The organism is Proteus alimentorum, assembly GCF_002607735.1.
In the GTDB taxonomy this organism is placed as follows: Bacteria; Pseudomonadota; Gammaproteobacteria; order Enterobacterales; family Enterobacteriaceae; genus Proteus; species Proteus alimentorum.
On the sequence record NZ_NBVR01000036.1, the window covers coordinates 62,138 to 83,598 of the forward strand.

General features: G+C 38.3%; 18 protein-coding genes, 8 tRNA genes and 1 pseudogene. 11 read left to right on the plus strand and 16 right to left on the minus strand.

Annotated elements, in window-relative coordinates; all coding sequences use genetic code 11:
* Nucleotides 1-15: 15 nt before the first annotated feature.
* The 12 genes from B6258_RS14715 to nagB form a co-directional block, all read right to left on the minus strand.
* Nucleotides 16-291: a metal-sensing transcriptional repressor gene (locus B6258_RS14715; RefSeq protein WP_036938507.1), complete on the minus strand. Its 276-nt coding sequence runs from the start codon at nt 289-291 to the stop codon at nt 16-18.
* A gap of 262 nt (nt 292-553) precedes the next feature.
* A tRNA-Leu gene (locus B6258_RS14720) sits at nt 554-638 on the minus strand.
* 50 nt (nt 639-688) lie between these two features.
* Nucleotides 689-763: transfer RNA gene (locus B6258_RS14725), tRNA-Gln, on the minus strand.
* Between the two features lie 5 nt (nt 764-768).
* Nucleotides 769-845 (minus strand) — tRNA-Met (locus B6258_RS14730).
* 32 nt (nt 846-877) lie between these two features.
* Nucleotides 878-952, minus strand: a tRNA-Gln gene (locus B6258_RS14735).
* Between the two features lie 41 nt (nt 953-993).
* A tRNA-Gln gene (locus B6258_RS14740) sits at nt 994-1,068 on the minus strand.
* A 41-nt stretch (nt 1,069-1,109) separates the two neighbouring features.
* A tRNA-Gln gene (locus B6258_RS14745) sits at nt 1,110-1,184 on the minus strand.
* Nucleotides 1,185-1,211: 27 nt separating this feature from the next.
* A tRNA-Leu gene (locus B6258_RS14750) sits at nt 1,212-1,296 on the minus strand.
* Between the two features lie 7 nt (nt 1,297-1,303).
* Nucleotides 1,304-1,380, minus strand: a tRNA-Met gene (locus B6258_RS14755).
* Between the two features lie 410 nt (nt 1,381-1,790).
* On the minus strand, nt 1,791-3,023 hold the full coding sequence (nagC, locus tag B6258_RS14760; RefSeq protein WP_088493435.1) for a DNA-binding transcriptional regulator NagC: 1,233 nt from the start codon (nt 3,021-3,023) through the stop codon (nt 1,791-1,793).
* Nucleotides 3,024-3,036: 13 nt separating this feature from the next.
* Nucleotides 3,037-4,197: an N-acetylglucosamine-6-phosphate deacetylase gene (nagA, locus tag B6258_RS14765; RefSeq protein WP_099075897.1), complete on the minus strand. Its 1,161-nt coding sequence runs from the start codon at nt 4,195-4,197 to the stop codon at nt 3,037-3,039.
* 124 nt (nt 4,198-4,321) lie between these two features.
* On the minus strand, nt 4,322-5,128 hold the full coding sequence (gene nagB / locus B6258_RS14770) for a glucosamine-6-phosphate deaminase (RefSeq protein ID WP_075671607.1): 807 nt from the start codon (nt 5,126-5,128) through the stop codon (nt 4,322-4,324).
* A 479-nt stretch (nt 5,129-5,607) separates the two neighbouring features.
* Between nagB and nagE the strand changes: the two genes are divergently transcribed.
* The 4 genes and pseudogenes from nagE (at nt 5,608) to B6258_RS14790 (ending at nt 12,924) form a co-directional block, all read left to right on the plus strand.
* Nucleotides 5,608-7,650 (plus strand): N-acetylglucosamine-specific PTS transporter subunit IIBC, encoded by a 2,043-nt coding sequence (gene nagE / locus B6258_RS14775; RefSeq protein WP_099075898.1) that lies wholly within the window; start codon nt 5,608-5,610, stop codon nt 7,648-7,650.
* Between the two features lie 197 nt (nt 7,651-7,847).
* Nucleotides 7,848-9,515: a glutamine--tRNA ligase gene (gene glnS, locus B6258_RS14780; protein ID WP_099075899.1), complete on the plus strand. Its 1,668-nt coding sequence runs from the start codon at nt 7,848-7,850 to the stop codon at nt 9,513-9,515.
* Nucleotides 9,516-10,152: 637 nt separating this feature from the next.
* Nucleotides 10,153-11,547, plus strand: a complete 1,395-nt coding sequence (chiP, locus tag B6258_RS14785; protein WP_099075900.1) for a chitoporin ChiP — start codon at nt 10,153-10,155, stop codon at nt 11,545-11,547.
* Between the two features lie 536 nt (nt 11,548-12,083).
* Nucleotides 12,084-12,924 (plus strand): annotated as a pseudogene (locus B6258_RS14790) (DUF817 domain-containing protein).
* 128 nt (nt 12,925-13,052) lie between these two features.
* Here the strand turns inward: B6258_RS14790 and fur are convergent.
* The 4 genes from fur to ybfF all read right to left on the minus strand — a co-directional run bounded on the left by fur (nt 13,053) and on the right by ybfF (nt 15,666).
* Entirely contained in the window at nt 13,053-13,499 is a 447-nt protein-coding gene (gene fur, locus B6258_RS14795) for a ferric iron uptake transcriptional regulator (protein WP_023581171.1), read from the minus strand.
* Between the two features lie 189 nt (nt 13,500-13,688).
* Nucleotides 13,689-14,216 (minus strand): flavodoxin FldA, encoded by a 528-nt coding sequence (fldA, locus tag B6258_RS14800; protein ID WP_004244384.1) that lies wholly within the window; start codon nt 14,214-14,216, stop codon nt 13,689-13,691.
* A 147-nt stretch (nt 14,217-14,363) separates the two neighbouring features.
* Entirely contained in the window at nt 14,364-14,672 is a 309-nt protein-coding gene (gene ybfE / locus B6258_RS14805) for a LexA regulated protein (protein WP_036912278.1), read from the minus strand.
* A gap of 211 nt (nt 14,673-14,883) precedes the next feature.
* Nucleotides 14,884-15,666, minus strand: a complete 783-nt coding sequence (gene ybfF / locus B6258_RS14810) for an esterase (RefSeq protein ID WP_099075901.1) — start codon at nt 15,664-15,666, stop codon at nt 14,884-14,886.
* Between the two features lie 460 nt (nt 15,667-16,126).
* On the opposite strand from ybfF, the gene seqA reads away from it, so the two are divergent.
* From seqA to B6258_RS14845, 7 genes are all read left to right on the plus strand, one after another.
* Nucleotides 16,127-16,684 (plus strand): replication initiation negative regulator SeqA, encoded by a 558-nt coding sequence (gene seqA, locus B6258_RS14815; protein ID WP_099075902.1) that lies wholly within the window; start codon nt 16,127-16,129, stop codon nt 16,682-16,684.
* 74 nt (nt 16,685-16,758) lie between these two features.
* Nucleotides 16,759-18,399: a phosphoglucomutase (alpha-D-glucose-1,6-bisphosphate-dependent) gene (gene pgm / locus B6258_RS14820; RefSeq protein WP_099075903.1), complete on the plus strand. Its 1,641-nt coding sequence runs from the start codon at nt 16,759-16,761 to the stop codon at nt 18,397-18,399.
* Nucleotides 18,400-18,545: 146 nt separating this feature from the next.
* A complete protein-coding gene (locus tag B6258_RS14825; protein ID WP_098943871.1) occupies nt 18,546-19,028 on the plus strand; it encodes a YehS family protein in 483 nt (160 codons plus the stop codon).
* 149 nt (nt 19,029-19,177) lie between these two features.
* The gene (locus B6258_RS14830; protein WP_099075904.1) at nt 19,178-19,510 is read left to right on the plus strand and encodes a type II toxin-antitoxin system RelE/ParE family toxin; all 333 of its coding nucleotides are present in this window, start codon (nt 19,178-19,180) and stop codon (nt 19,508-19,510) included.
* A gap of 1 nt (nt 19,511) precedes the next feature.
* Nucleotides 19,512-19,796 (plus strand): NadS family protein, encoded by a 285-nt coding sequence (gene nadS / locus B6258_RS14835; protein WP_099075905.1) that lies wholly within the window; start codon nt 19,512-19,514, stop codon nt 19,794-19,796.
* A 465-nt stretch (nt 19,797-20,261) separates the two neighbouring features.
* Nucleotides 20,262-20,468: a YbfA family protein gene (locus B6258_RS14840; protein ID WP_036912074.1), complete on the plus strand. Its 207-nt coding sequence runs from the start codon at nt 20,262-20,264 to the stop codon at nt 20,466-20,468.
* 222 nt (nt 20,469-20,690) lie between these two features.
* A complete protein-coding gene (locus B6258_RS14845) occupies nt 20,691-21,434 on the plus strand; it encodes a type 2 GTP cyclohydrolase I (protein WP_099075906.1) in 744 nt (247 codons plus the stop codon).
* Nucleotides 21,435-21,461: the final 27 nt, after the last annotated feature.

Genomic DNA, 21,461 nt, shown 5'->3' on the forward strand with positions numbered 1-21,461 from the left:
TATCCTTTTTTGTTATTAACGCAGGTAAGTGCGGATAAGTGAAATGGCATCATCAACGGAATTTTTTTGATCTTCAGGAGAAGCGACAGCATCCATAAGACCTTCACGTAAATGACTTTCGAGCACACCAGCCATCAGACCGTTGATAGCACCTCTGATGGCGGCAATTTGTTGTAATACCTGACCGCATTCATTTTCATTTTCAAGCGCAGTTTCTAATGCAAGAAGCTGTCCTTTAATTTTTCTTACGCGAGTTAACGCGGCTTTTTTTTCTGCTGGTGAGTGTGGCATACATGATCCTTTAATATACTATGGGGGAGTATAGTATCTAAAGGGATGTATGTACAGAGGGATTAATAAAGTGTGGCGTGATGAGAATAAATAAAAAATGATGATGTGGAGAATGTTGATCTTTGAGAGCAGAGAAATAAGAAAAGAAGGGGGAAGAATGATGTGTAGAGAACAGATAGAAAAAATGAAGAGACAAAAACAAAAAAGACCCGCTATTGCGAGTCTTATCTGTTGATTTCGTGATAAACACGTTAGTAATCAATGGTGCGGGAGGCGAGACTTGAACTCGCACACCTTGCGGCGCCAGAACCTAAATCTGGTGCGTCTACCAATTTCGCCACTCCCGCAACAACTTGGAGAAAAAAAGACTCGCTCAGCGAGTCTCTCTTTCAAAATATGGCTGGGATACCAGGATTCGAACCTGGGAATGCCAGGATCAAAACCTGGTGCCTTACCGCTTGGCGATATCCCAAAAAATGGTGGCTATGACGGGATTCGAACCTGTGACCCCAACATTATGAGTGTTGTGCTCTAACCAGCTGAGCTACATAGCCATATTGAATCTAGCTACCTTTCTTTTGAAAGATGGCTGGGGTACCAGGATTCGAACCTGGGAATGCCAGGATCAAAACCTGGTGCCTTACCGCTTGGCGATACCCCATCCGCTAATTCAATTGTCAACGCGCTAATTTATCAGAAATATGGCTGGGATACCAGGATTCGAACCTGGGAATGCCAGGATCAAAACCTGGTGCCTTACCGCTTGGCGATACCCCATCCGCTAATTCAATTGTCAACGCGCTAATTTATCAGAAATATGGCTGGGATACCAGGATTCGAACCTGGGAATGCCAGGATCAAAACCTGGTGCCTTACCGCTTGGCGATATCCCAACTGATAAATTCTTGACGAGGTTAAAATGGTGCGGGAGGCGAGACTTGAACTCGCACACCTTGCGGCGCCAGAACCTAAATCTGGTGCGTCTACCAATTTCGCCACTCCCGCAAAAAGATGGTGGCTATGACGGGATTCGAACCTGTGACCCCAACATTATGAGTGTTGTGCTCTAACCAGCTGAGCTACATAGCCATCTTTTTTTGCATAACCTTCGTCGGCGTTGCGGGGCGCATTATGCGTATTACAGACAAATCCGTCAACTGCTTTTTGCATTAATTTTCGAGAAACGTGTCCGTTTGCTCGATGGTTAATCATTTTGTCGAAAAAAGATCCAAAAAACAACCTTGTTGATGAAAAATATCTCAAAGAATAAGGCACAATAGTGTGTGAATAAAAAGAAAAAACAAAGCAGTAACAGAAATGAGGTTAAGTGAAAGAGGGCAAAGATGAAGAATAATAGACATAAAAAAAGAAATGAGGCGAAAAATTTACGCGACATTTCTTTTTCTTTGGATATTACTGATTGAATTTTAGACTTATTTCACAGTAAAGGTCGAAAAAATATACATTCAACTCAAAAAGCATAATTTATCAACAATAAATTACTTTTCTAAGAGCTGTTGAAGCAATTCTCCGTTAAGCATCGCGCGTTTAGTCAAGGCGAAAGCCCCTATGGCAGAACGATGATCAAGCTCTGATGTGACGACAGGAAGCTCTTCTCTGAATTCTTTTAATACTTGCGTATTAATACAACTTTGAATTGAGGGAAGTAAAACCTCAGCTGCTTCAGTCAATTCACCCGCTAAAACCACTTTTTGTGGGTTAAACAGGTTAATAGCAATCGCAATAGCTTTACCTAAGTGTAAACCCACTTGTTTGATGGTTTCGACTGCTAACGGGTCATTTTTAACCGCAGCTCGACAAATATCTTGGATTTGGCACTGTGTTGGCGATAAATACTGGCTTGGATAACCTTGCTCTAATTGATAGCGCACTTTGGCTTCGATTGCCGTATTGGATGCAATCGTTTCTAAACAACCAAAATTACCACAATGACAACGTTCGCCTAGAGGATCGATTTGAATATGGCCAATCTCCCCTAAGTTACCACGTTGGTTGAGCAGAATTTTATTATTAATAATAACACCAGCACCTGCACCACGATGGATCCGGACGAGTAGCGAGTCTTCACAATCTCGTGTGGCACCAAAATAGTTTTCAGCGAGTGCAAGGCTTCGAATATCATGTCCAGCATAACAAGGCAGACTAAAGCGTTTTTCTAAGCTATTTACCAGAGCCCAATTATCTACTTTCATATGAGGCATATAACGAACAATGCCTTTATTTGGATCAACCAGACCGGGTAAGATCACGGAAATTGAAATAAGCTCACGAATGCGACGTTGATTTTGTTTAATAAAATCATCAATTGCATTGATGAGCAGGGCTTCAACTTCATTTTGAGTACTCTGTTCTAAAGGGTAGTGTTGCTCAATAATGACTTTGCCGCTCAGATCGTAAAGAGCGACGGTGGCATCATTACGTCCCAATCGCACACTGACGGTATTAAAATTACGGTGTTCAACAATAATAGAAATTGCGCGACGTCCACCGGTTGATGCTTGTTGATCAACCTCTTTGATTAAGCCTCGTTCAAGCAACTGACGAGTAATTTTAGTCACACTGGCTGGCGCTAGTTGGCTTTGTTCGGCTATTTGGATACGGGATATCGGCCCGTGTTGATCAATCAGTCGATACACAATTGCACTGTTAAGTTGTTTAACAAGATCGATATTGCCAATTTGCGTTTCAGTGTTGTTATGACTCATCAGCATATACATCCATTAGTTATTCAGTTATTTCGATACCATTGACAAACGTTGTGCAAAGGTTAAAGTCCTTGTCGAAAGCAGCGAGGTTAGCAATTTTACCCGCTTCAATTGTCCCCAATTCTTTTTCCATTCCAATTGCACGAGCAGGATAAAGTGTAGCCATCCGCAATGTTTCATCTAATGGAATGCCGACATGGTTCACGCTATTTTTAATCGCACCAATCATGGTCAGTGATGATCCACTTAATGTGCCATCTGCATCGACACAAAGGCCATTACGATAATATATGGTTTTACCTGCAAAAACGAAGCTATCCATCTCATTTTTACTAGGATCAAGCCCCGCTGGCGCAGTTGCGTCTGTGACTAAAAGTAATTTTTCACCTTTCAAACGCTTACTGTTACGAATATTTGCCCATGAAACATGTAAACCATCGGCAATGATACCAGCATAAACCTCAGGTGTATCATAAATGGCGCCTACAAGCCCTGGGCCTCTACCTGTAATATAAGGCATTGCGTTGTAAAGGTGAGTCGATAATGAGATACCATTACGGAATCCTTTACGCGCTTCTTCATAAGTCGAATTGGAATGACCCGCAGAAACAATGATACCTGCTTTGATTAATTGACGAACATACTTTTCATCAACCATTTCTGGCGCAAGGGTGATTTTGGCGATGACATCAGCATTATCGCACAAATAGCTAATCATCTGAGCACTTGGCTGACGAATGAATTGTGGATCATGAGTCCCTTTTTTAATCACATTGATATAAGGGCCTTCTAAATGTAACCCCAACACTTTATTTTCATGTTTCTTCATATAAGCACGAGTTGCTTCAATGCCTATTTTCATCAATTCATCAGAACAGGTAATTAACGTTGGTAAATAGCTAGTGCAACCTAAACGTTCATTCGCTTTTTGCATAATTTCTAACGTTTCAACGGTCACATTTTCAGGCGTGTCATTAAATTGCACACCACCACAGCCATTAACCTGTAAATCGATAAAACCGGGAGAGACAATTGCACCTTTCATATCACGAACAGTGATATCTTTTGGCAGTTGATCCTGTGGGCAAACCTGCTCAATACGGGAGCCGTTAATAATAATGGCGTAGTTTTCTAAACGGTCGTAACCTGTATAAATAACAGCATTTGTTAAGGCAAACATACCTTTGTCTCCTGATAAGGGAAGTCAATCTAAAAAGCCGATATCAGCCAGCAAATTCTGGCTGATAAGTAAGAGAGCTTAGCCTTTTCCGCTACTTAATCAGTAGGTACTTATTTTACTAAACTTAGTCTTGGTATTTCTGACACTCTTGCGCTTCAATCTGTTGGAAATAACGCAATGTTTTTACTCGTAATTCCATTGTTGCAGGATCATCACACACTAAAATAGCTTTAGGGTGAAGTTGAACACAAGAAATCGTCCATAAATGGTTAACAGCGCCTTCTGTTGCTGCATGTACTGCTTGTGCTTTATTAAAACCTGTTGCCAAAATCATTAATTCTTCAGCATCTAATAATGTGCCTACACCAACGGTCAGTGCATATTTAGGAACATGATTAACATTATTGTCGAAGAAACGTGAATTTGCTAAGCGTGTATCTTCAGTTAGCGTTTTCATACGCGTGCGTGAAGAGAGTGATGACGCAGGTTCATTAAATGCAATATGACCGTCGTTACCTACCCCACCCATAAATAAATTGATTTTGCCGTAAGACTTGATTTTAGCCTCATAACGTTCGCATTCTGCTTGTGGATCTTCTGCATTACCGTTTAATAAATTGATATTTTCATCTTTAATATCAATATGATTAAAGAAGTTTTCATACATAAAAGTACGATAACTTTGTGAATGATCTGATGGAATACCAACATATTCATCCATATTGAACGTCACAACGTGTTGGAAGCTGACTTTTCCTGCACGATGCAATTCAATTAACTCTTTATATGTCGCCAATGGCGTGCCACCAGTCGGTAAACCAAGTACGAAAGGGCGCTCTGCAGTTGGATTAAATGCGTTGATCTTCTCAACGATGTAATTTGCAGACCACTTACCAACTTGTTTTGCCGTGGATAGGGGGATTAACCTCATAGTAACCTCATAGAAAAAAGACAAATCTGATAACTCAGTAACGTGTTATTTTATCGTGTGATTATCAGTGGCTCATCTATACTCGTCATCCTTCACGTTGTAGCGGTGTTGGCTACGCTCAGCTACCCGAATCACATACATGAGTATACTCATTGGGGTATCTTTGCTTGCTGCCTACCTGCAACTCGAATGATTTAGAGTGTATAACACGAATTTCTTTTCATTTTTAGCTGATGATCGAAATGTCCCGCCAAAAGATATTTTTAATCATAAAATAAGCTTTCTGACTTAGCCAGCATTTCAGCTAAAAATTATACGATATTGGTGACTTAAATCACAAATTATGACTAATTAATTTGCGATACGAAATAATTTTTTTAGACTAAAAATGGAATTAAATAATTAGCTCATCAGTTTTATTATAAAATATGAATGAGTATGAATAAGATCCCGCATAGGGACTATCCAAGGGGGAGTTTGTGAATATTTTAAGTTATCTGCAGAAGATAGGGCGGGCGCTGATGGTGCCTGTTGCTACATTACCTGCAGCAGCAATTCTGATGGGGATTGGCTACTGGATTGACCCAGTAGGCTGGGGTGGCGATAACGCGCTTGCTGCCTTACTTATCAAATCTGGTGCTGCTATCATCGACAATATGTCAGTCTTGTTTGCCATTGGTGTTGCTTATGGTATGTCGAAAGACAAAGACGGCGCTGCTGCTTTAACCGGGTTTGTGAGCTTTTTAGTTGTTACAACACTGTGTTCACCGGCTGCGGTTTCAATGATTAAAGGTATCCCGTTAGCAGAGGTGCCTGTCGCATTTAGTAAAATAGAAAACCAGTTTGTGGGGATCTTAGTTGGTGTGCTTTCAGCTGAACTTTATAACCGCTTTAGCCAAGTAGAACTGCCTCTCGCACTCTCTTTCTTTAGTGGTCGACGTTTAGTCCCTATTTTAGCGTCATTCCTCATGATCATCGTCGCCTTTATTCTGATGTATATCTGGCCTGTAATTTATGGCGGGTTAGTCAGCTTTGGTGAAAGTATTAAAGATATGGGGGCATTGGGTGCAGGTATTTATGCATTCTTTAACCGTCTATTAATTCCAGTTGGTCTGCATCATGCGCTGAACTCAGTATTCTGGTTTGACGTTGCTGGTATTAACGATATTCCTAACTTCTTAGCAGGTCAGCAAGCAATCGATTCTGGCTTAGCAACAGTGGGTGTAACAGGCCGTTATCAAGCCGGTTTCTTCCCAGTCATGATGTTTGGTTTGCCGGGTGCAGCACTGGCGATTTATCACTGTGCACGTAAAGAAAATAAAGCAAAAGTGGCTGGTATTATGATGGCAGGTGCTTTTGCAGCATTCTTCACGGGTATCACTGAACCACTTGAATTCTCATTTATGTTCGTGGCACCCGTGCTTTACGTTATTCACGCATTTTTAATGGCAATCTCTGTTTATATTGCGGCAAGCATGGAGTGGATTTCAGGATTTGGCTTTAGTGCCGGCTTAGTGGATATGTTCTTATCATCCCGTAACCCACTGGCTGTGCATTGGTACATGCTGATTGTCCAAGGTATTGTTTTCTTCTTTATTTATTATGGTATTTTCCGTTTCACTATCACTAAATTCAACCTGAAAACACCCGGTCGTGAAGATGAAGCTTCTGGAGATGAAACGGCAGATGGCTATAATGAAGATATCACCACAACGCCCGTAAATAGCAAAGAAGGTATCCAGCAAGAAGCGCGTCAATATATCGCGGCTATTGGTGGTTCTGATAATTTAACTGGTATTGATGCTTGTATTACCCGTTTACGTTTAAATGTAAAAGATGCCTCGGTTGTTAATGATGCCTATGCAAAACGCCTTGGTGCATCAGGTGTTATTCGCTTAAACAAACAAAGCGTTCAAGTGATTGTAGGTACGCGTGCTGAATTAGTCGCTAACGCTATGCGCGATGTATTAACACAAGGTCCTGTGCCGGCTTATGAAGGTGCTTCTGCTTCAACAGTTTCTACTGAAAAAGCACCCGTAAAACAAGCTAACGCCAATGCAAAAGTGTTACTTGAAATGATTGCACCTTTTGATGGTGAAGTGGTGGCATTGAAAGATGTGCCTGATGAAGCGTTCTCTAGTGGTGTTGTTGGTGATGGTGTGGCAATCAAACCAACCTCTAATATCGTGATGGCGCCTGCGACAGGTACTGTTGTTAAGATTTTTGATACAAACCATGCATTTTGTATTGAGACTGACAATGGCGTTGAAATCATCGTGCATATGGGAATTGATACCGTTGCATTAGGCGGCAAAGGCTTCAAGCGTTTAGTTGAAGAAGGTGCGGACGTTAAAGTTGGTCAACCTATCTTAGAATTAGATCTTGAATATCTGAACGCGAATGCCAAATCGATGATAAGCCCTGTCATTGTTAGCAATATCGATGATTTTGATAAGATTGCTGAACAAGTTGCAGGTGTTGTGGTCGGAAATAAAACGGTTATCTACAACGTGTTAAAATAAATTCTATATAGATATTTAATCCTCTATAAAGAGATGGTTAAATAAGACGATAAAACGGGGAGTCTTTCGAACTTCCCGTTTTTTTATCTCTATTTTGATAAATATCTCAGGGGTGTATTTAGCTAAGGTATTTATGAAACCTGCTTATTGGATTATAGTGGGTTAATTATGCGTTTTGCTTTGAGGAAAAAATGACCATGAATGAGGCAGATGCCCGCCCAACGAACTTTATTCGTCAAATTATTGACGAAGATCTGGCTACCGGGAAACATTATAGCGTTCAAACGCGTTTCCCACCTGAACCTAATGGCTATCTTCATATCGGCCATGCGAAATCAATTTGCCTGAATTTTGGTATTGCTAAAGATTATCAGGGAAAATGTAATCTACGTTTTGATGATACCAATCCAGTAAAAGAAGATATTGAGTACATCAACTCAATTCAAAAAGATGTTCAGTGGTTAGGTTTCCAATGGGAAGGTAGCATTCATTACTCCTCAGATTATTTTGATCAACTTTATCAATATGCGATTGAGCTGATTAATAAAGGCTTAGCTTATGTTGATGAGTTAAGCGCTGAAGAAATTCGTGAATACCGCGGTACATTAAAAGAGCCAGGTAAAAATAGCCCTTATCGCTCACGTAGCGTAGAAGAGAACTTAGCACTATTTGAAAAAATGCGTGCTGGTGGCTTTGAAGAAGGTAAAGCGTGTTTACGTGCGAAAATTGATATGGCATCACCGTTTATTGTTATGCGTGATCCTGTGCTTTATCGTATTAAATTTGCTGAACACCACCAAACTGGAAATAAATGGTGCATTTATCCAATGTATGATTTTACCCACTGTATCTCTGATGCACTGGAAAATATCACGCATTCTTTATGTACTTTAGAATTCCAAGATAACCGCCGTTTATATGATTGGGTGCTGGATAATATCACTATCCCTTGCCATCCTCGTCAATATGAATTCTCACGTCTTAACCTTGAATACACAGTGATGTCAAAACGTAAGCTGAATCAGCTTGTGACAGAAAACATTGTGAATGGTTGGGATGATCCTCGTATGCCAACGATTTCAGGCTTACGTCGTCGTGGTTATACTGCAGAGTCTATTCGTGAATTCTGTCTACGTATTGGTGTGACGAAACAAGAAAACAACGTCGAAATGGCTGCTTTGGAATCTTGTATTCGTGATGACTTAAATGAAAATGCACCACGCGCAATGGCAGTTATCGATCCCGTTCGTTTAGTGATTGAAAATATGCCAGAAGGCGAAGAAATTCTTGTTGCACCCAATCACCCGAACAAACCAGAAATGGGAACGCGTGAAGTGCCATTTAGCCGTGAGATCTATATTGATCGCGCTGACTTTAAAGAAGAAGCAAACCGTCAATATAAACGTCTAGTGCTAGGTAAAGAAGTACGTTTACGTAATGCTTATGTGATTAAAGCAGAACGTGTCGAAAAAGACGATAAAGGCGAAATTACGACCATTTACTGTACCTATGATGCAGAGACTTTAAATAAAGATCCTGCTGATGGACGTAAAGTAAAAGGCGTTATTCACTGGGTAAGCATTCCACATGCTATTCCTGCTGAGATCCGTCTTTATGACCGTCTGTTTAGCGTACCAAACCCAGCTGCGGAAGAGGATTTCTTATCAACAATTAACCCTGAATCATTAGTTATTCGCGAAGGTTTTGTTGAACGTAGTTTAAAAGATGCTGCTATCGAAAAAGCGTACCAATTTGAGCGTGAAGGCTACTTCTGTGCTGATAAGCTTTCAACAACGGATAAACTTGTGTTTAACCGTACTGTGGGCTTACGTGACACTTGGGCGAAGATTTCTCAGCAAGGTTAATCTGACGTGCTTTAAGTCACATTAGTATTTTAATGAATCAAATGCTCGGTAATTATTTATCGAGCATTTTTTTATCTTTTTTACACCTAAATTTATATGATTTTTCATCTATTGATGTTAAATATTAACCATTCTTAATTTGATTAGTCTCTCATTTTTTCTTTTTTAGATGACAAGTTTTCATTTATTTCATTTGAAATAGTTTATTCACTATCGCTTTATTCTTTTGTTTTTTCATACCATCACGCTAAATAAAACTGTAATAATAAAAGTGTGATTCATACCACATATTTTGCATCATTAAAAAAGATTATTTATAAATACTACTTATTATTCTTTTTTATAAAAACGAAATTTTATATCATTTAAAGATTGTTTTATAAAATACAGTTAAATCAAATGATTATATTGATTTTTAATCAATGCTTATAAAAGCAAGAAAATGAAACGATCATTTAGTTATGTGCCCTTTATCATATTTTGATAAAAATTCTTTTTTTGGGGTTGATAATTCGCGTCGCGAAAAATATGCTGTTCCTAACCTAATTTAGGTTTTTTCCCCACTTGGGGTTTTATATTTGGAAATAGGCATTGTGCTTATTTCTTTTTTAGTCAAAGTCAAAGAGGAAACAATGCTATGGTTATGCAACATGCTAAACCAGGCAGGGTGGCACTTGCCGTTATGGGCGCATTGCTTGTAACTGCACTACCTGCAAAAATGTCTCATGCTGAAGGGTTTATTGATGACTCAACCTTAACTGGCGGTCTTTTTTATTGGCAACGTGACCGTGATAGAAAAGAGTTAACACCAAATAGCCCTGATTACGGCAAATACAAAGCTAACTTACACCATTCTACTTTCAACGCTAATCTTGATTTCTCATCAGGTTACCTTGGTGATTTTATTGGTATTGATTTAGCTGCTTTTGGTGCAGCTGAATTAAATAACAGTGGCCCTGCGGCACCTAATGAAATCGGTTTTAGTGATGCAAAAAGTCGCTGGGATGAAAAATGGACTGGCGATCGCAGTGGCATGAGCGTTTACAAAGCGGCTGCGAAATTCAAATTAGGTAATTTCTGGGCTCAAGGTGGGTATATTCAACCTAAAGGCCAAAGCTTATTGCGTCCACACTGGAGCTTCTTACCGGGAACTTACCGCGGTGCTGAGGCGGGTGCTGTTTTCGACTTTGATAAAAGTGGTGAATTGTCTTTCTCCTATATGTGGACAGATGAATATAAAGCACCATGGTATCGGAATATGTACAACTTCCGTAAAGCTGATCTAGAAACGAATATCAGCTATCTTCACTCTTTCGGCGCCAAATATGATTTTAAAAACAGCTTAGTGTTAGAAGCTGCATTTGGTCAGGCCGATGGTTATATCGATCAGTATTTTGGTAAAGTTTCTTATGATTTCCCAATTGCTGACAATGCATTAAGAACGTCTTACCAATTTTATGGAGCTAAAGATAAAGTTACCGGTGGTGGCGTTAATGACGTTTATGATGGGCTGGCATGGTTACAAGCACTGACTTTTGGTTATACCTACAATGTATTTGACTTCAAAGTAGAAGGAACATGGGTTAAAGCTGAAGGTAATCAAGGTTATTTCTTACAACGTATGACTCCGGGCTGGGCAACATCTAATGGTCGTCTTGATGTCTGGTGGGATGGTCGTTCTGACTTTAACGCCAATGGTGAAAAAGCACTTTATGCTGGCGTTATGTATGATCTGAAAAACTGGGATCTGTCAGGTTGGGCGGTAGGTACTTCTTATGTTTACGCATGGGATGCTAAGCCAAGTGGTAAAGCCATTTATGACCAAGGTCAACGTATCAGAGAAAGTGCATGGAATGCGGATATTATGTATACGGTTCAAGAGGGTCGTGCTAAAGGCACTCTCTTTAAGCTTCACTATACCCGTTATGATAACCACTCCGATATTCCAAGTTATGAAGGTGGTTTTGGTAATATTTTCCAAGATGAAAAAGACGTTAAGTTTAACGTGATAATGCCATTCACTATTTTTTAATATTGGCATAAGGATAAAGTGTATTAATTGCACTTTATCCTGAATCAAACTAAAAAAACTAAGTACGATTACGATAAGTAAAAATAAGCAGTAGAAAGATAGGGATGAGCTAATTAAGAAGTACCTTACAAATAAGCCTCGTTAATTAAGTGAAGTTGTCAGCAGTAGTAAGAAGTAGATGATTAGAAGTAAAAAGTAGTAAAGAGTCGTTTTAAAATCGCAGTATGTAGTAAAAGTAATGAAGTAAAGTCGTCATGTCATGTCGTCTGAGATAAATATGAGTGGGTTATGTTTATCTCTTGTGCTTCAGTTATTTCGCAGAATTTGCGTAAGGTATTTACCCTAAGTAAAGGCAGTCAGAGTGGGTATCGTAGTGGGGGGTAAATACCTTTATTTTTCATTCCTTTCTTTTTCGTCCTTTTCATCCTTGTACGTTTTTTTATTCTATGGCAAATTTCTTGCCATTCATTTTATCTCACCTTATTTATTATTCTGCATTGAAGGCTATTCGATAATGCGAACTTTCAGGAAGAAGCATGTTAAAGCGATTGGATGATTTTTTATTAGAACCACCATTGAAGTCTTTTAAAGGTATAAAACGATTTATTGTTGAATTTCTTTTTTTTTGGTGTGAAAGAGGCGCGTTCTTGTTTATTTGCAGGATTTTTCTTCTTTATTTTATTTGCAACACCAAGCAAAGGCATCTTTGGTATACCTCGTTATGATGTGCTTCTTATTCTCGCTATCGTTTTTCAATTATGGATGGTGTGGGGAAAGTTAGAAACATGGGATGAATTAAAAGCGATTTGTTTTTTCCACATTGTTGGTTTTGTGATGGAGTTATTTAAAACATCAGCGGCAATTGGTTCATGGAAATACCCTGATTTTGCTTACACGAAATTGTGGGAAGTTCCTTTGTTTACAGGATTTATGTATTCTGCGGTAGGAAGTTATTTAATTCAAGCATGGCGTTTTTTAAAAGTTCGTATAAATAACTATCCGCCTTATTGGTTGGCAACATTAGTGGCTCTTGCGATTTATATTAATTTCTTTTCTCATCACTTTATTGGTGATTATCGATGGTACTTAACAGCCTTTATTTTAGGCCTTTATGCACGTAGTGTGGTTTATTTTACGCCTTATGATACAGAGCGAAAAATGCCCTTATTATTGGCTTTTGTGTTGATCGGTTTCTTTATTTGGCTTGCTGAGAATTTTGGTACTTTCTTTGGTGTTTGGCAATATCCTAACCAAATTGGGGCTTGGTCTGCTGTACATGCAGGCAAATGGGGTTCTTGGTCACTGTTAGTTATTGTTACTTTTACTATTGTGGTGCATTTAAAACATATCAAACACAGTATTAGTGTGGCGAAGTAAATTGATATAGCTTATGTTATCTTTAAAGTGACGTCATTACACGATAATATTGGGGTTCATCGCGGGAGCCAATAAAAAAGGAACTGTGAACAGTTCCTTTTTTTTACTGAGAGATTATCCAGAATGAATTATTTCTCATCATGTGCGTGGCTATCTTCTTTACAATTACCTTCAGCACAGTGGCCATATAAATAAAGGCTATGATTGGAAAGCTTGATACCATGACGTTCAGCGATGTTTCTTTGGCGTAATTCAATTGCATCGTCTGTAAACTCGATAACTTTACCACAATCAAGACAAATTAAATGGTCATGATGGTGCTGTTGAGTTAATTCAAATACTGATTTGCCACCTTCAAAATTATGTCGGGTAACAATACCTGCATCATCAAATTGGTTTAAGACGCGATACACTGTTGCCAGACCAATCTCTTCACCAATATCGATGAGTTTTTTGTAGAGATCTTCAGCACTGACATGATGGCACTCAGGATCCTGGAGCACTTCCAAGATCTTTAAGCGAGGAAGTGTAACTTTTAACCCAGCATTTTTTAACGCTTTATTATTGTCGGTCATGCGGATTTAATCCTGTTGCTAATGGTGAATTTAATTTTTGTGCTCACAAATAGGTTTTATTCATTAAGACTCGGGCGAATAAATAACCTTATTGATTATAGGCATGATATTTAAAAATAAACACCCCACCTATCACACTATCTTAGCACACCATTGAATAATTATCATTCTCAATATTGAGTATTTATATTATCCCAGAATTTCGTCTAGGCTCATTTCTTCTTTGATTTGAGCAACCCAAGCGTCAACACGCTCTTCGGTTAATTCTGGTTGGCGATCTTCATCAATCGCAAGACCGATAAAATGATTATCATCTGCAAGTCCTTTAGAGGCTTCGAAATGATAACCTTCTGTTGGCCAATGTCCTACGATAACTGCACCACGAGGCTCAATAATATCGCGGATAGTACCCATTGCATCACAGAAATATTCTGCGTAATCCTCTTGGTCACCACAACCAAATAGTGCAACAAGCTTACCATTAAAATCAATATCTTCTAGTGTTGGGAAAAAGTCATCCCAATCACACTGTGCTTCACCATAATACCAAGTAGGAATACCTAGTAACAGAATATCGAACGCTTCGATGTCTTCTTGACTGGATTTTGCAATATCATGAACTTCGGCATTATCAGCGCCCAGTCTTTCTTGAAGCATTTTGGCAATATTTTCAGTGTTGCCTGTATCACTGCCGAAGAATATTCCTATGATTGCCATAAAGTGAGATAACCTCTTTTATTCTATTTGTCTGTGTTTGAACTATTACTAGTGAAAGATAAGCATTGTGTTTTCATAATAGAAAACTAAAAACGTATTTTGACGAAAATAGCAGGCTAATTCTGTCGAATTTGTGTGGTTTATCTGCTAGCTATTCTTGTTTTGATGCATTTTTAAGGCGTGATTTTGCGCCAATTGCTCTAGTAATATTTCTTCAATAAGTTCACTGCGACTGACGTTTCTTTCTGTCGCCAACTCATTGAGAGCATTCACAGCATCCTCATTTAATTTTAACTCAACTCGACGTAAGCCATTAACTCTATCACGTCTTAATTGATTGCGTTTATTAATTCTAAGCTGTTCATCCCGAGATAGCGGGTTTGTTTTAGGTCGCCCAGGTCTGCGTTCATCTGCGAACAAATCCAGTGTGGTGCGATCAGTTTGTTCTTTTGCCATAAATTTTGCTGTGAAAGGGCGTATACCAATGACTAAATTGCGAAACGCCCAATAATACCCCACATAGTGATGTCTCGCCACTGCTTCCTGAGTTTAACCTATTGTGATTTGGTCTTTTTATCAACAGACGCTATTTTTAAGCACAATAATTATACATTCTATTAAATTATCATTTTTCAGTGGTGTGATTTTAACCCATTAAGTCTATTGACTAAGCTTTTTCTAAAAAGCGACGAATGGCTTTAATAACGGTGTCTGGTTTTTCTGAATGTACCCAATGTCCAGTGTTTGCGACAACAAAGGCGGTCGCGAGAGGAAATTGACGCGCGATATTTTCACGATACTCATCTAAAATATAAGGTGATAAACCGCCACGAATAAATAATACAGGGTGATGCCAAGCAGGCACCTCTTGCCAGCCAATAATGTCTGAATAAGCATTTTTTATTGCCGGTAAATTAAATAACCATTCACCATTTTTGAATGATTTGAGTAAAAATTGGATCACACCTTCTTCTTTAATAAAAGGGCGCATGATTTCCACCGCATCTTGACGGCGTGTGACTTGAGCTTCTGTTACGGCTTCAAGCGCAGCAAAAATTTTGTCATGGCGGCGAACGTTATAAGCAACAGGTGACATATCAATTACAACAATATTTGCGATACGTTCGGGGGCTAATGCTGTCATCGCCATCGCAATTTTGCCTCCCATTGAGTGCCCAATAATAATGGCTTTTGTGATCGTTAAACTATCAAGCAATGCGAGCACATCTTGCGCCATATCTTGATAATTCATACTTTCGCTATGAGGAGAGTGCCCATGGTTACGCACATCAATTTGTATCACGGTATTATCTTGACGAAGCGCGCGACCTAAAACGCCTAAATTATTGAGATCACCAAAGAGACCATGGATCAAGACGATAGGTAAATGAGATGCAGGTGTCGCTTCAGGTTGGTGTAATTGATAATTTAATAATGTGTTGAGTTTCATATTAATGACCAAAATAATTGCGATTTTCTTCTATGATGACACGCACAAGATGCGAAGCCAACTTATCGTAATAATATGAAAGAGTAATGAAGCTTAGAAATAATTGATAAGAGAAATTTATAAAAAACCATAAAAATGACATTATATGGTTATATATTCCAAATTAACTTAAAAAGTTGAAATCTTGACATTACTCAAAAATAAATGATTGGAATTTTATATCATTTAGAGGCTGAGGTGGTGTGATATAGCGGAGTTTACAACTGATTTTGTGTGAATAAGTTCAAAGAATAGAAGATGATACCAAGATAAACAATAGGATAAATACCGAGCTTAGCCGTTAAAACGGTAGGATCTTGAATAGATCCTCTTTAAGTTATTGAAATTTTACCTATTTTGTTTTTAAAGATTATATCTTATAATCCTAATTACTTTTTTTTGAAAACAGTACTGGGTAGCAATGAAAAAGATAGAAATTGATGACGAACTTTACCGCTATATTGCTAGCGAAACTAGACATATCGGTGAAAGCGCTTCAGATATTTTAAGGCGTCTACTGAAGCTTGATGCCAAACAGCCCGTACAACCAGTCGTTGTCACTGAGTCAGTACAAGCACCTGTTATTAAACAGGAAGCTGAACCTATAACACCAGCTATAACACCAGCAAAAAATCCGATCCGTGAAATGCGAGAATTGCTGTTATCTGACAGTTATGCTGAAAAAACAAAATCAGTTGATCGCTTTTTACAGATCCTTTCTACGTTATATAGCCTAGATAGCGCTACTTTTACTCAATCTGCTGAAACAGTACATGGACGAACACGTATCTATTTTGCTGGTGATGAACAAACATTACTCAATAGTGGACGTCATACAAAACCGCGCCATATTTCAGGCACGCCGTTTTGGGTTATTACTAACTCGAATACCGAGCGTAAGAGAACAATGGTACAAAGCATCATGCAGGATATGCAATTCCCTGCAAATGAGATTGATAAGGTGTGTGGAACTATCTAACCACTATTGTTAATTGATGCATTGCAAAGGCTTTTGTTTAAAGCGTGATTGTGATGTCAAATAGGAGAAGATTTGTGGCAATTCATCCAAGAGCAGGGCAGCATACTCGTCAAAGTGATTTGATTAATGTGGCGCAATTAACGTCTCAATATTATTCACTTAAACCACAAGCTAGCAATAACGCTCATCGTGTGAAATTTGGTACATCTGGTCATCGCGGAAGTGCAAATCGCCATAGCTTTAATGAAGCACATATTTTGGCAATTGCACAAGCTATTGCTGAAGTACGTGCTAATAATGGAGTAACAGGACCATGTTACGTGGGTAAAGATACCCATGGACTGTCAGAGCCTGCATTTATTTCTGTTTTAGAAGTACTTGCTGCCAATAAAGTTAAAGTGATTATTCAAGAAAATAATGGCTATACACCAACACCGGCAGTCTCTTTTTCTATTTTGACATACAACGAAGCACATCAAGATATTGCTGATGGTATCGTGATCACACCATCTCATAATCCACCTGAAGATGGCGGTATTAAATATAATCCATCAAATGGTGGACCTGCTGATACTGATTTAACTTCAGTTATTGAAAAACGTGCCAATGAACTGCTTGAAAATAATTTAGCAGGGCTCAAACGTCTTTCTTATGATGAAGCATTAGCAAGTGGTTATATCCAAGCACAAGACTTAATTATGCCTTATGTCAAAGCGTTAGGTGACGTTGTTGATATGGAAGCAATTAAGAAAGCGGGCTTAAAATTGGGTGTTGACCCATTAGGTGGTTCTGGTATTGAGTACTGGAAACGCATTGGTGAGTATTATGGTCTTGATCTTGAATTAGTTAACGATCAAGTTGATCAGACATTCCGTTTTATGACACTTGATCACGATGGTGTTATTCGTATGGACTGCTCATCACCATGGGCAATGGAAGGCTTATTACAACTACGTGATAAATTTGATTTAGCCTTTGCTAACGATCCTGATTACGATCGCCATGGTATTGTGACACCGTCTGGTTTAATGAACCCAAACCACTATTTAGCGGCTGCGATTAACTATCTTTTCCGTCATCGTCCACAATGGGCGAAAGATGTAAAAGTGGGTAAAACACTGGTTTCAAGTGCAATGATTGACCGTGTTGTAGCAGATTTAGGTCGTGAGCTGGTTGAAGTGCCTGTCGGTTTTAAATGGTTTGTTCAAGGCTTATTTAGTGGTGAGTTTGGCTTTGGTGGTGAAGAGAGTGCAGGTGCTTCTTTCTTACGCTTTAATGGTAAACCATGGTCAACTGATAAAGACGGTATCATTTTATGTCTGTTGGCTGCGGAAATGAAAGCAGTAACAGGTAAAGATCCGCAAGAGCATTACAACGAATTAGCACAACGCTTTGGCTCACCAAGTTATAACCGTATTCAAGCATCAGCAACTCATGAACAAAAAGCGTTGTTATCACGTTTATCACCAGAAATGGTGACTGCAAGCACCTTAGCGGGTGATCCCATTACTGCACGTTTAACACATGCATCAGGCAATGGCGCATCTATTGGTGGCTTAAAAGTGATGACCGATTACGGTTGGTTTGCGGCTCGTCCTTCTGGTACTGAAGAAGCCTACAAGATTTACTGTGAAAGCTTCCGTGGCCCCGAGCATCGTGAATTAATTGAAAAAGAAGCCATTGAAATAGTAAATAATGTTTTTGCTAACAAATAAGTTAGTGCAATAAACTATTTATATAGAATACACTCTACTTAAAAGTAGAGTGTATTTTTTTAATTATTGAATATTTTTAGATCACAGCATTGATATCCATCATTGAGGTTGATTTAGAATTAAAAATAAATTGGATAATCAATACAATGCAAAATAATTTTGTTTTACGAAGTGTACGTTACATGCTGGATCTAAGTGATGCGCATGTTGTTGAAATCATGAAACTGGCTGATTTCACAGTCACAAAAGAGTTAGTCAATAGTTGGCTGAAAAAAGACGATGAGCCTGAGTTTGTCGAGTGTGACGATAATGCGATGGGGCATTTTTTAAATGGCCTTATTTTTTATCGTCGAGGCAAAGATGAAAATTTTCCAGCACCTGAAGTTGAAAAGCGTATAACCAATAATATTATCTTAAAAAAATTGCGTGTCGCTTTTGAATTAAAAGATGTGGATATTCTAAAGATTTATGAGCTTGCAGACTTCCGTGTTTCTAAACCAGAACTCAGTGCGGTATTCCGTAAGCCTGGACATAAAAACTACCGAAACTGTGGTGACCAGCTAGTAAGATATTTTCTTAAAGGATTAACCGAAACCCTACGCGGTAAAGGCAAAACGGTTAAGAAATAAATAGATAGATCTTAATTAAAATTATTTCCCTCTTTGATAGAGGGATTTTTTTCAAAAAAATTCTTTGTAGTATGAGAACTCGTATTTAATCTTGAATCTCCATGGTGTACATTGTACACTTATTAATGACGAATTAGAAAGGGAACTTAATGAGTCATGCTATAGAATTTATTGAAACCTCAATGTTTACCCAGCAAATCAAACTATTGACTACCGATGAAGAAATTAGAGCATTTCAAAATGAACTTATTGGTACGCCTGATAAAGGCGATATAATCCAAGGAACAGGTGGATTACGCAAAATAAGAATGGCGGTAGGTAATAAAGGTAAAAGTGGGAGTACTAGGGTTATTTATTTTTTAGCAACTAAAGAAGTTATTTATTTAGTTATGGCCTATCCAAAAATAATAAAAATGAGTTTAACTAATTCAGAAAAGATTGAGTTAAAAAAACTAACAAAGCGACTTAAAGGCGAAATGTGATATGAGTTTCTTCAATGATTTAAAAGCCTCTTTAGAAGAAGCCGTAGAAATTAAAAATGGCGATAAAAAGGCATCAAAGGTGACTCGTTTTGAAGTTACTGATGTAAAAGCGATTAGAGAGCAACTTAACGTTTCACAAAGTGAATTTGCACATGCGTTAGGAACAAGTGTAGATACTGTCAAAAGTTGGGAATTGAAAAGACGTAATCCGACAGGCCTTACAGCGAAAGTGCTTATTGCAATTCATAAAAACCCTAATTTATTTAAAGAATTAGCTAATATCTAATTCCACTAACTTTTTCGTTTACTGCTAACCTTATCTTGTTTAGCAGTAAACCTCATTCTTGAATATCTCATATCTCCTCACTGATTTGATTTTCTTCCTTTTTGATAATGTAGAGCAAAGATTATTTATTGCGAACTTAATTAAGTAAAAATACCGATCTTATTTTGTTAATAATTATGACATTTATGTTTCATTTTTGTTTTTATTCTGAAATTTAATTACATATCAAGCAAAATAAAGGTGATTTTTCGCACAAATTAAGTGGTCTGATCAGTAGTAAAATTTCATCAAATGAGGTAAAATTTCAGTCATCAAATTAATCTCTATACTCTAAGTCATTCGAGTTGCAGGTAGGCGGCAAGCAAAGATATCCTGATGAGCATACTCATGTATGTGATTCGGATAGCTGAGCGTAGCCAACACCCCTGCAACTTAAAGGATGACGAGTATATACAGGAGAGCACTATGCCAGCTTATAACGAATATACAAAAAAACATGTTTTAGCCCGTCGTACTGGTGCTGTAGCGCTAGGTGTTGTGGCATTTCCTGTTATGATTTTTCATCCTAAACGCGCACAATTTTACAGCTATATACACCGTGTATGGTCTAAAACAAGTGATAAACCCGTTTGGCTGGCAAAATCAGAAGTGGCACTAAATAGCCACAAATAACAGAATATTAAGATAACGCCTGCAAAAGTAGGCGTTATTTTTATCCCTCTTTAAGCACTTTCCCGGTGCTACCTGCTTGTTTTTTCTTATCTGCAAATAATCTTCAATTTTTACGTTACAATAAACAGTAATGAGTCATTTAAACGAAGGCGATTAATCTATTGCTATTTATCTTATTGTTAGATAAATAGTGGCATTCGTGATAACAGGGAAATAAATGAAATGAAGAATACTGATCTGGAATTAGTGATTAATGAGAAGTTAAGCATTGAGAACTTTCAAGATTATGCACCTAATGGACTTCAAGTCGAAGGACGCCCTCATATTCAAAAAATAGTAACGGGTGTAACGGCAAGCCAAGCATTACTTGATGAAGCTGTGCGATTAAACGCTGATGCAATTTTAGTACACCATGGTTACTTTTGGAAAAATGAGCCCGTTGTTATTCGCTCAATGAAACGTAACCGCTTAAAAACATTACTTTGTAATGACATTAATCTTTTTGGTTATCACTTGCCATTAGATGCTCACCCAATCTTAGGTAACAATGCTCAGTTAGCGTTAAAAATGGGCGTTAAAGTTGAAGGTGAAATATTACCGTTAGTGCCTAAAGGTGTGTTTGATTTACCTTTAACGCCTTTTGAATTAAAAGCACGGTTAGAAAAAGCATTACAACGCAATGTATTACATTGTGGTGATAATGCACCAGAAACTATTCGTAATATTGCTTGGTGTACGGGCGGCGGACAGGGTTTTATTCAAGATGCAGCAGAGCAGGGTGTGGATGCCTTTGTGACAGGTGAAGTTTCGGAACAAACTATTCATATCGCAAGAGAAATGGGCGTTCACTTTTTTGCAGCGGGACACCATGCGACAGAGCGTTATGGTATTAAAGCATTAGGTGAATGGCTTGCTCAAACACATCACTTCGATGTGACGTTTGTTGATATTGATAATCCAGCATAAGCCTATTTATTCTTATCTTATAAGCTA

Coding starts and splice junctions, on each gene's coding strand:
- B6258_RS14845 (WP_099075906.1), top strand. CDS start 20,691: ATGAAGAATACTGATCTGGAATTAGTGATTAATGAGAAGTTAAGCATT.
- nadS (WP_099075905.1), top strand. CDS start 19,512: ATGAGTTTCTTCAATGATTTAAAAGCCTCTTTAGAAGAAGCCGTAGAA.
- chiP (WP_099075900.1), top strand. CDS start 10,153: ATGGTTATGCAACATGCTAAACCAGGCAGGGTGGCACTTGCCGTTATG.
- fur (WP_023581171.1), bottom strand. CDS start 13,499: ATGACCGACAATAATAAAGCGTTAAAAAATGCTGGGTTAAAAGTTACA.
- B6258_RS14830 (WP_099075904.1), top strand. CDS start 19,178: ATGAGTCATGCTATAGAATTTATTGAAACCTCAATGTTTACCCAGCAA.
- nagC (WP_088493435.1), bottom strand. CDS start 3,023: ATGCTGATGAGTCATAACAACACTGAAACGCAAATTGGCAATATCGAT.
- B6258_RS14840 (WP_036912074.1), top strand. CDS start 20,262: ATGCCAGCTTATAACGAATATACAAAAAAACATGTTTTAGCCCGTCGT.
- fldA (WP_004244384.1), bottom strand. CDS start 14,216: ATGGCAATCATAGGAATATTCTTCGGCAGTGATACAGGCAACACTGAA.
- ybfE (WP_036912278.1), bottom strand. CDS start 14,672: ATGGCAAAAGAACAAACTGATCGCACCACACTGGATTTGTTCGCAGAT.
- seqA (WP_099075902.1), top strand. CDS start 16,127: ATGAAAAAGATAGAAATTGATGACGAACTTTACCGCTATATTGCTAGC.
- ybfF (WP_099075901.1), bottom strand. CDS start 15,666: ATGAAACTCAACACATTATTAAATTATCAATTACACCAACCTGAAGCG.
- nagA (WP_099075897.1), bottom strand. CDS start 4,197: ATGTTTGCCTTAACAAATGCTGTTATTTATACAGGTTACGACCGTTTA.
- B6258_RS14825 (WP_098943871.1), top strand. CDS start 18,546: ATGCAAAATAATTTTGTTTTACGAAGTGTACGTTACATGCTGGATCTA.
- glnS (WP_099075899.1), top strand. CDS start 7,848: ATGAATGAGGCAGATGCCCGCCCAACGAACTTTATTCGTCAAATTATT.
- B6258_RS14715 (WP_036938507.1), bottom strand. CDS start 291: ATGCCACACTCACCAGCAGAAAAAAAAGCCGCGTTAACTCGCGTAAGA.
- nagB (WP_075671607.1), bottom strand. CDS start 5,128: ATGAGGTTAATCCCCCTATCCACGGCAAAACAAGTTGGTAAGTGGTCT.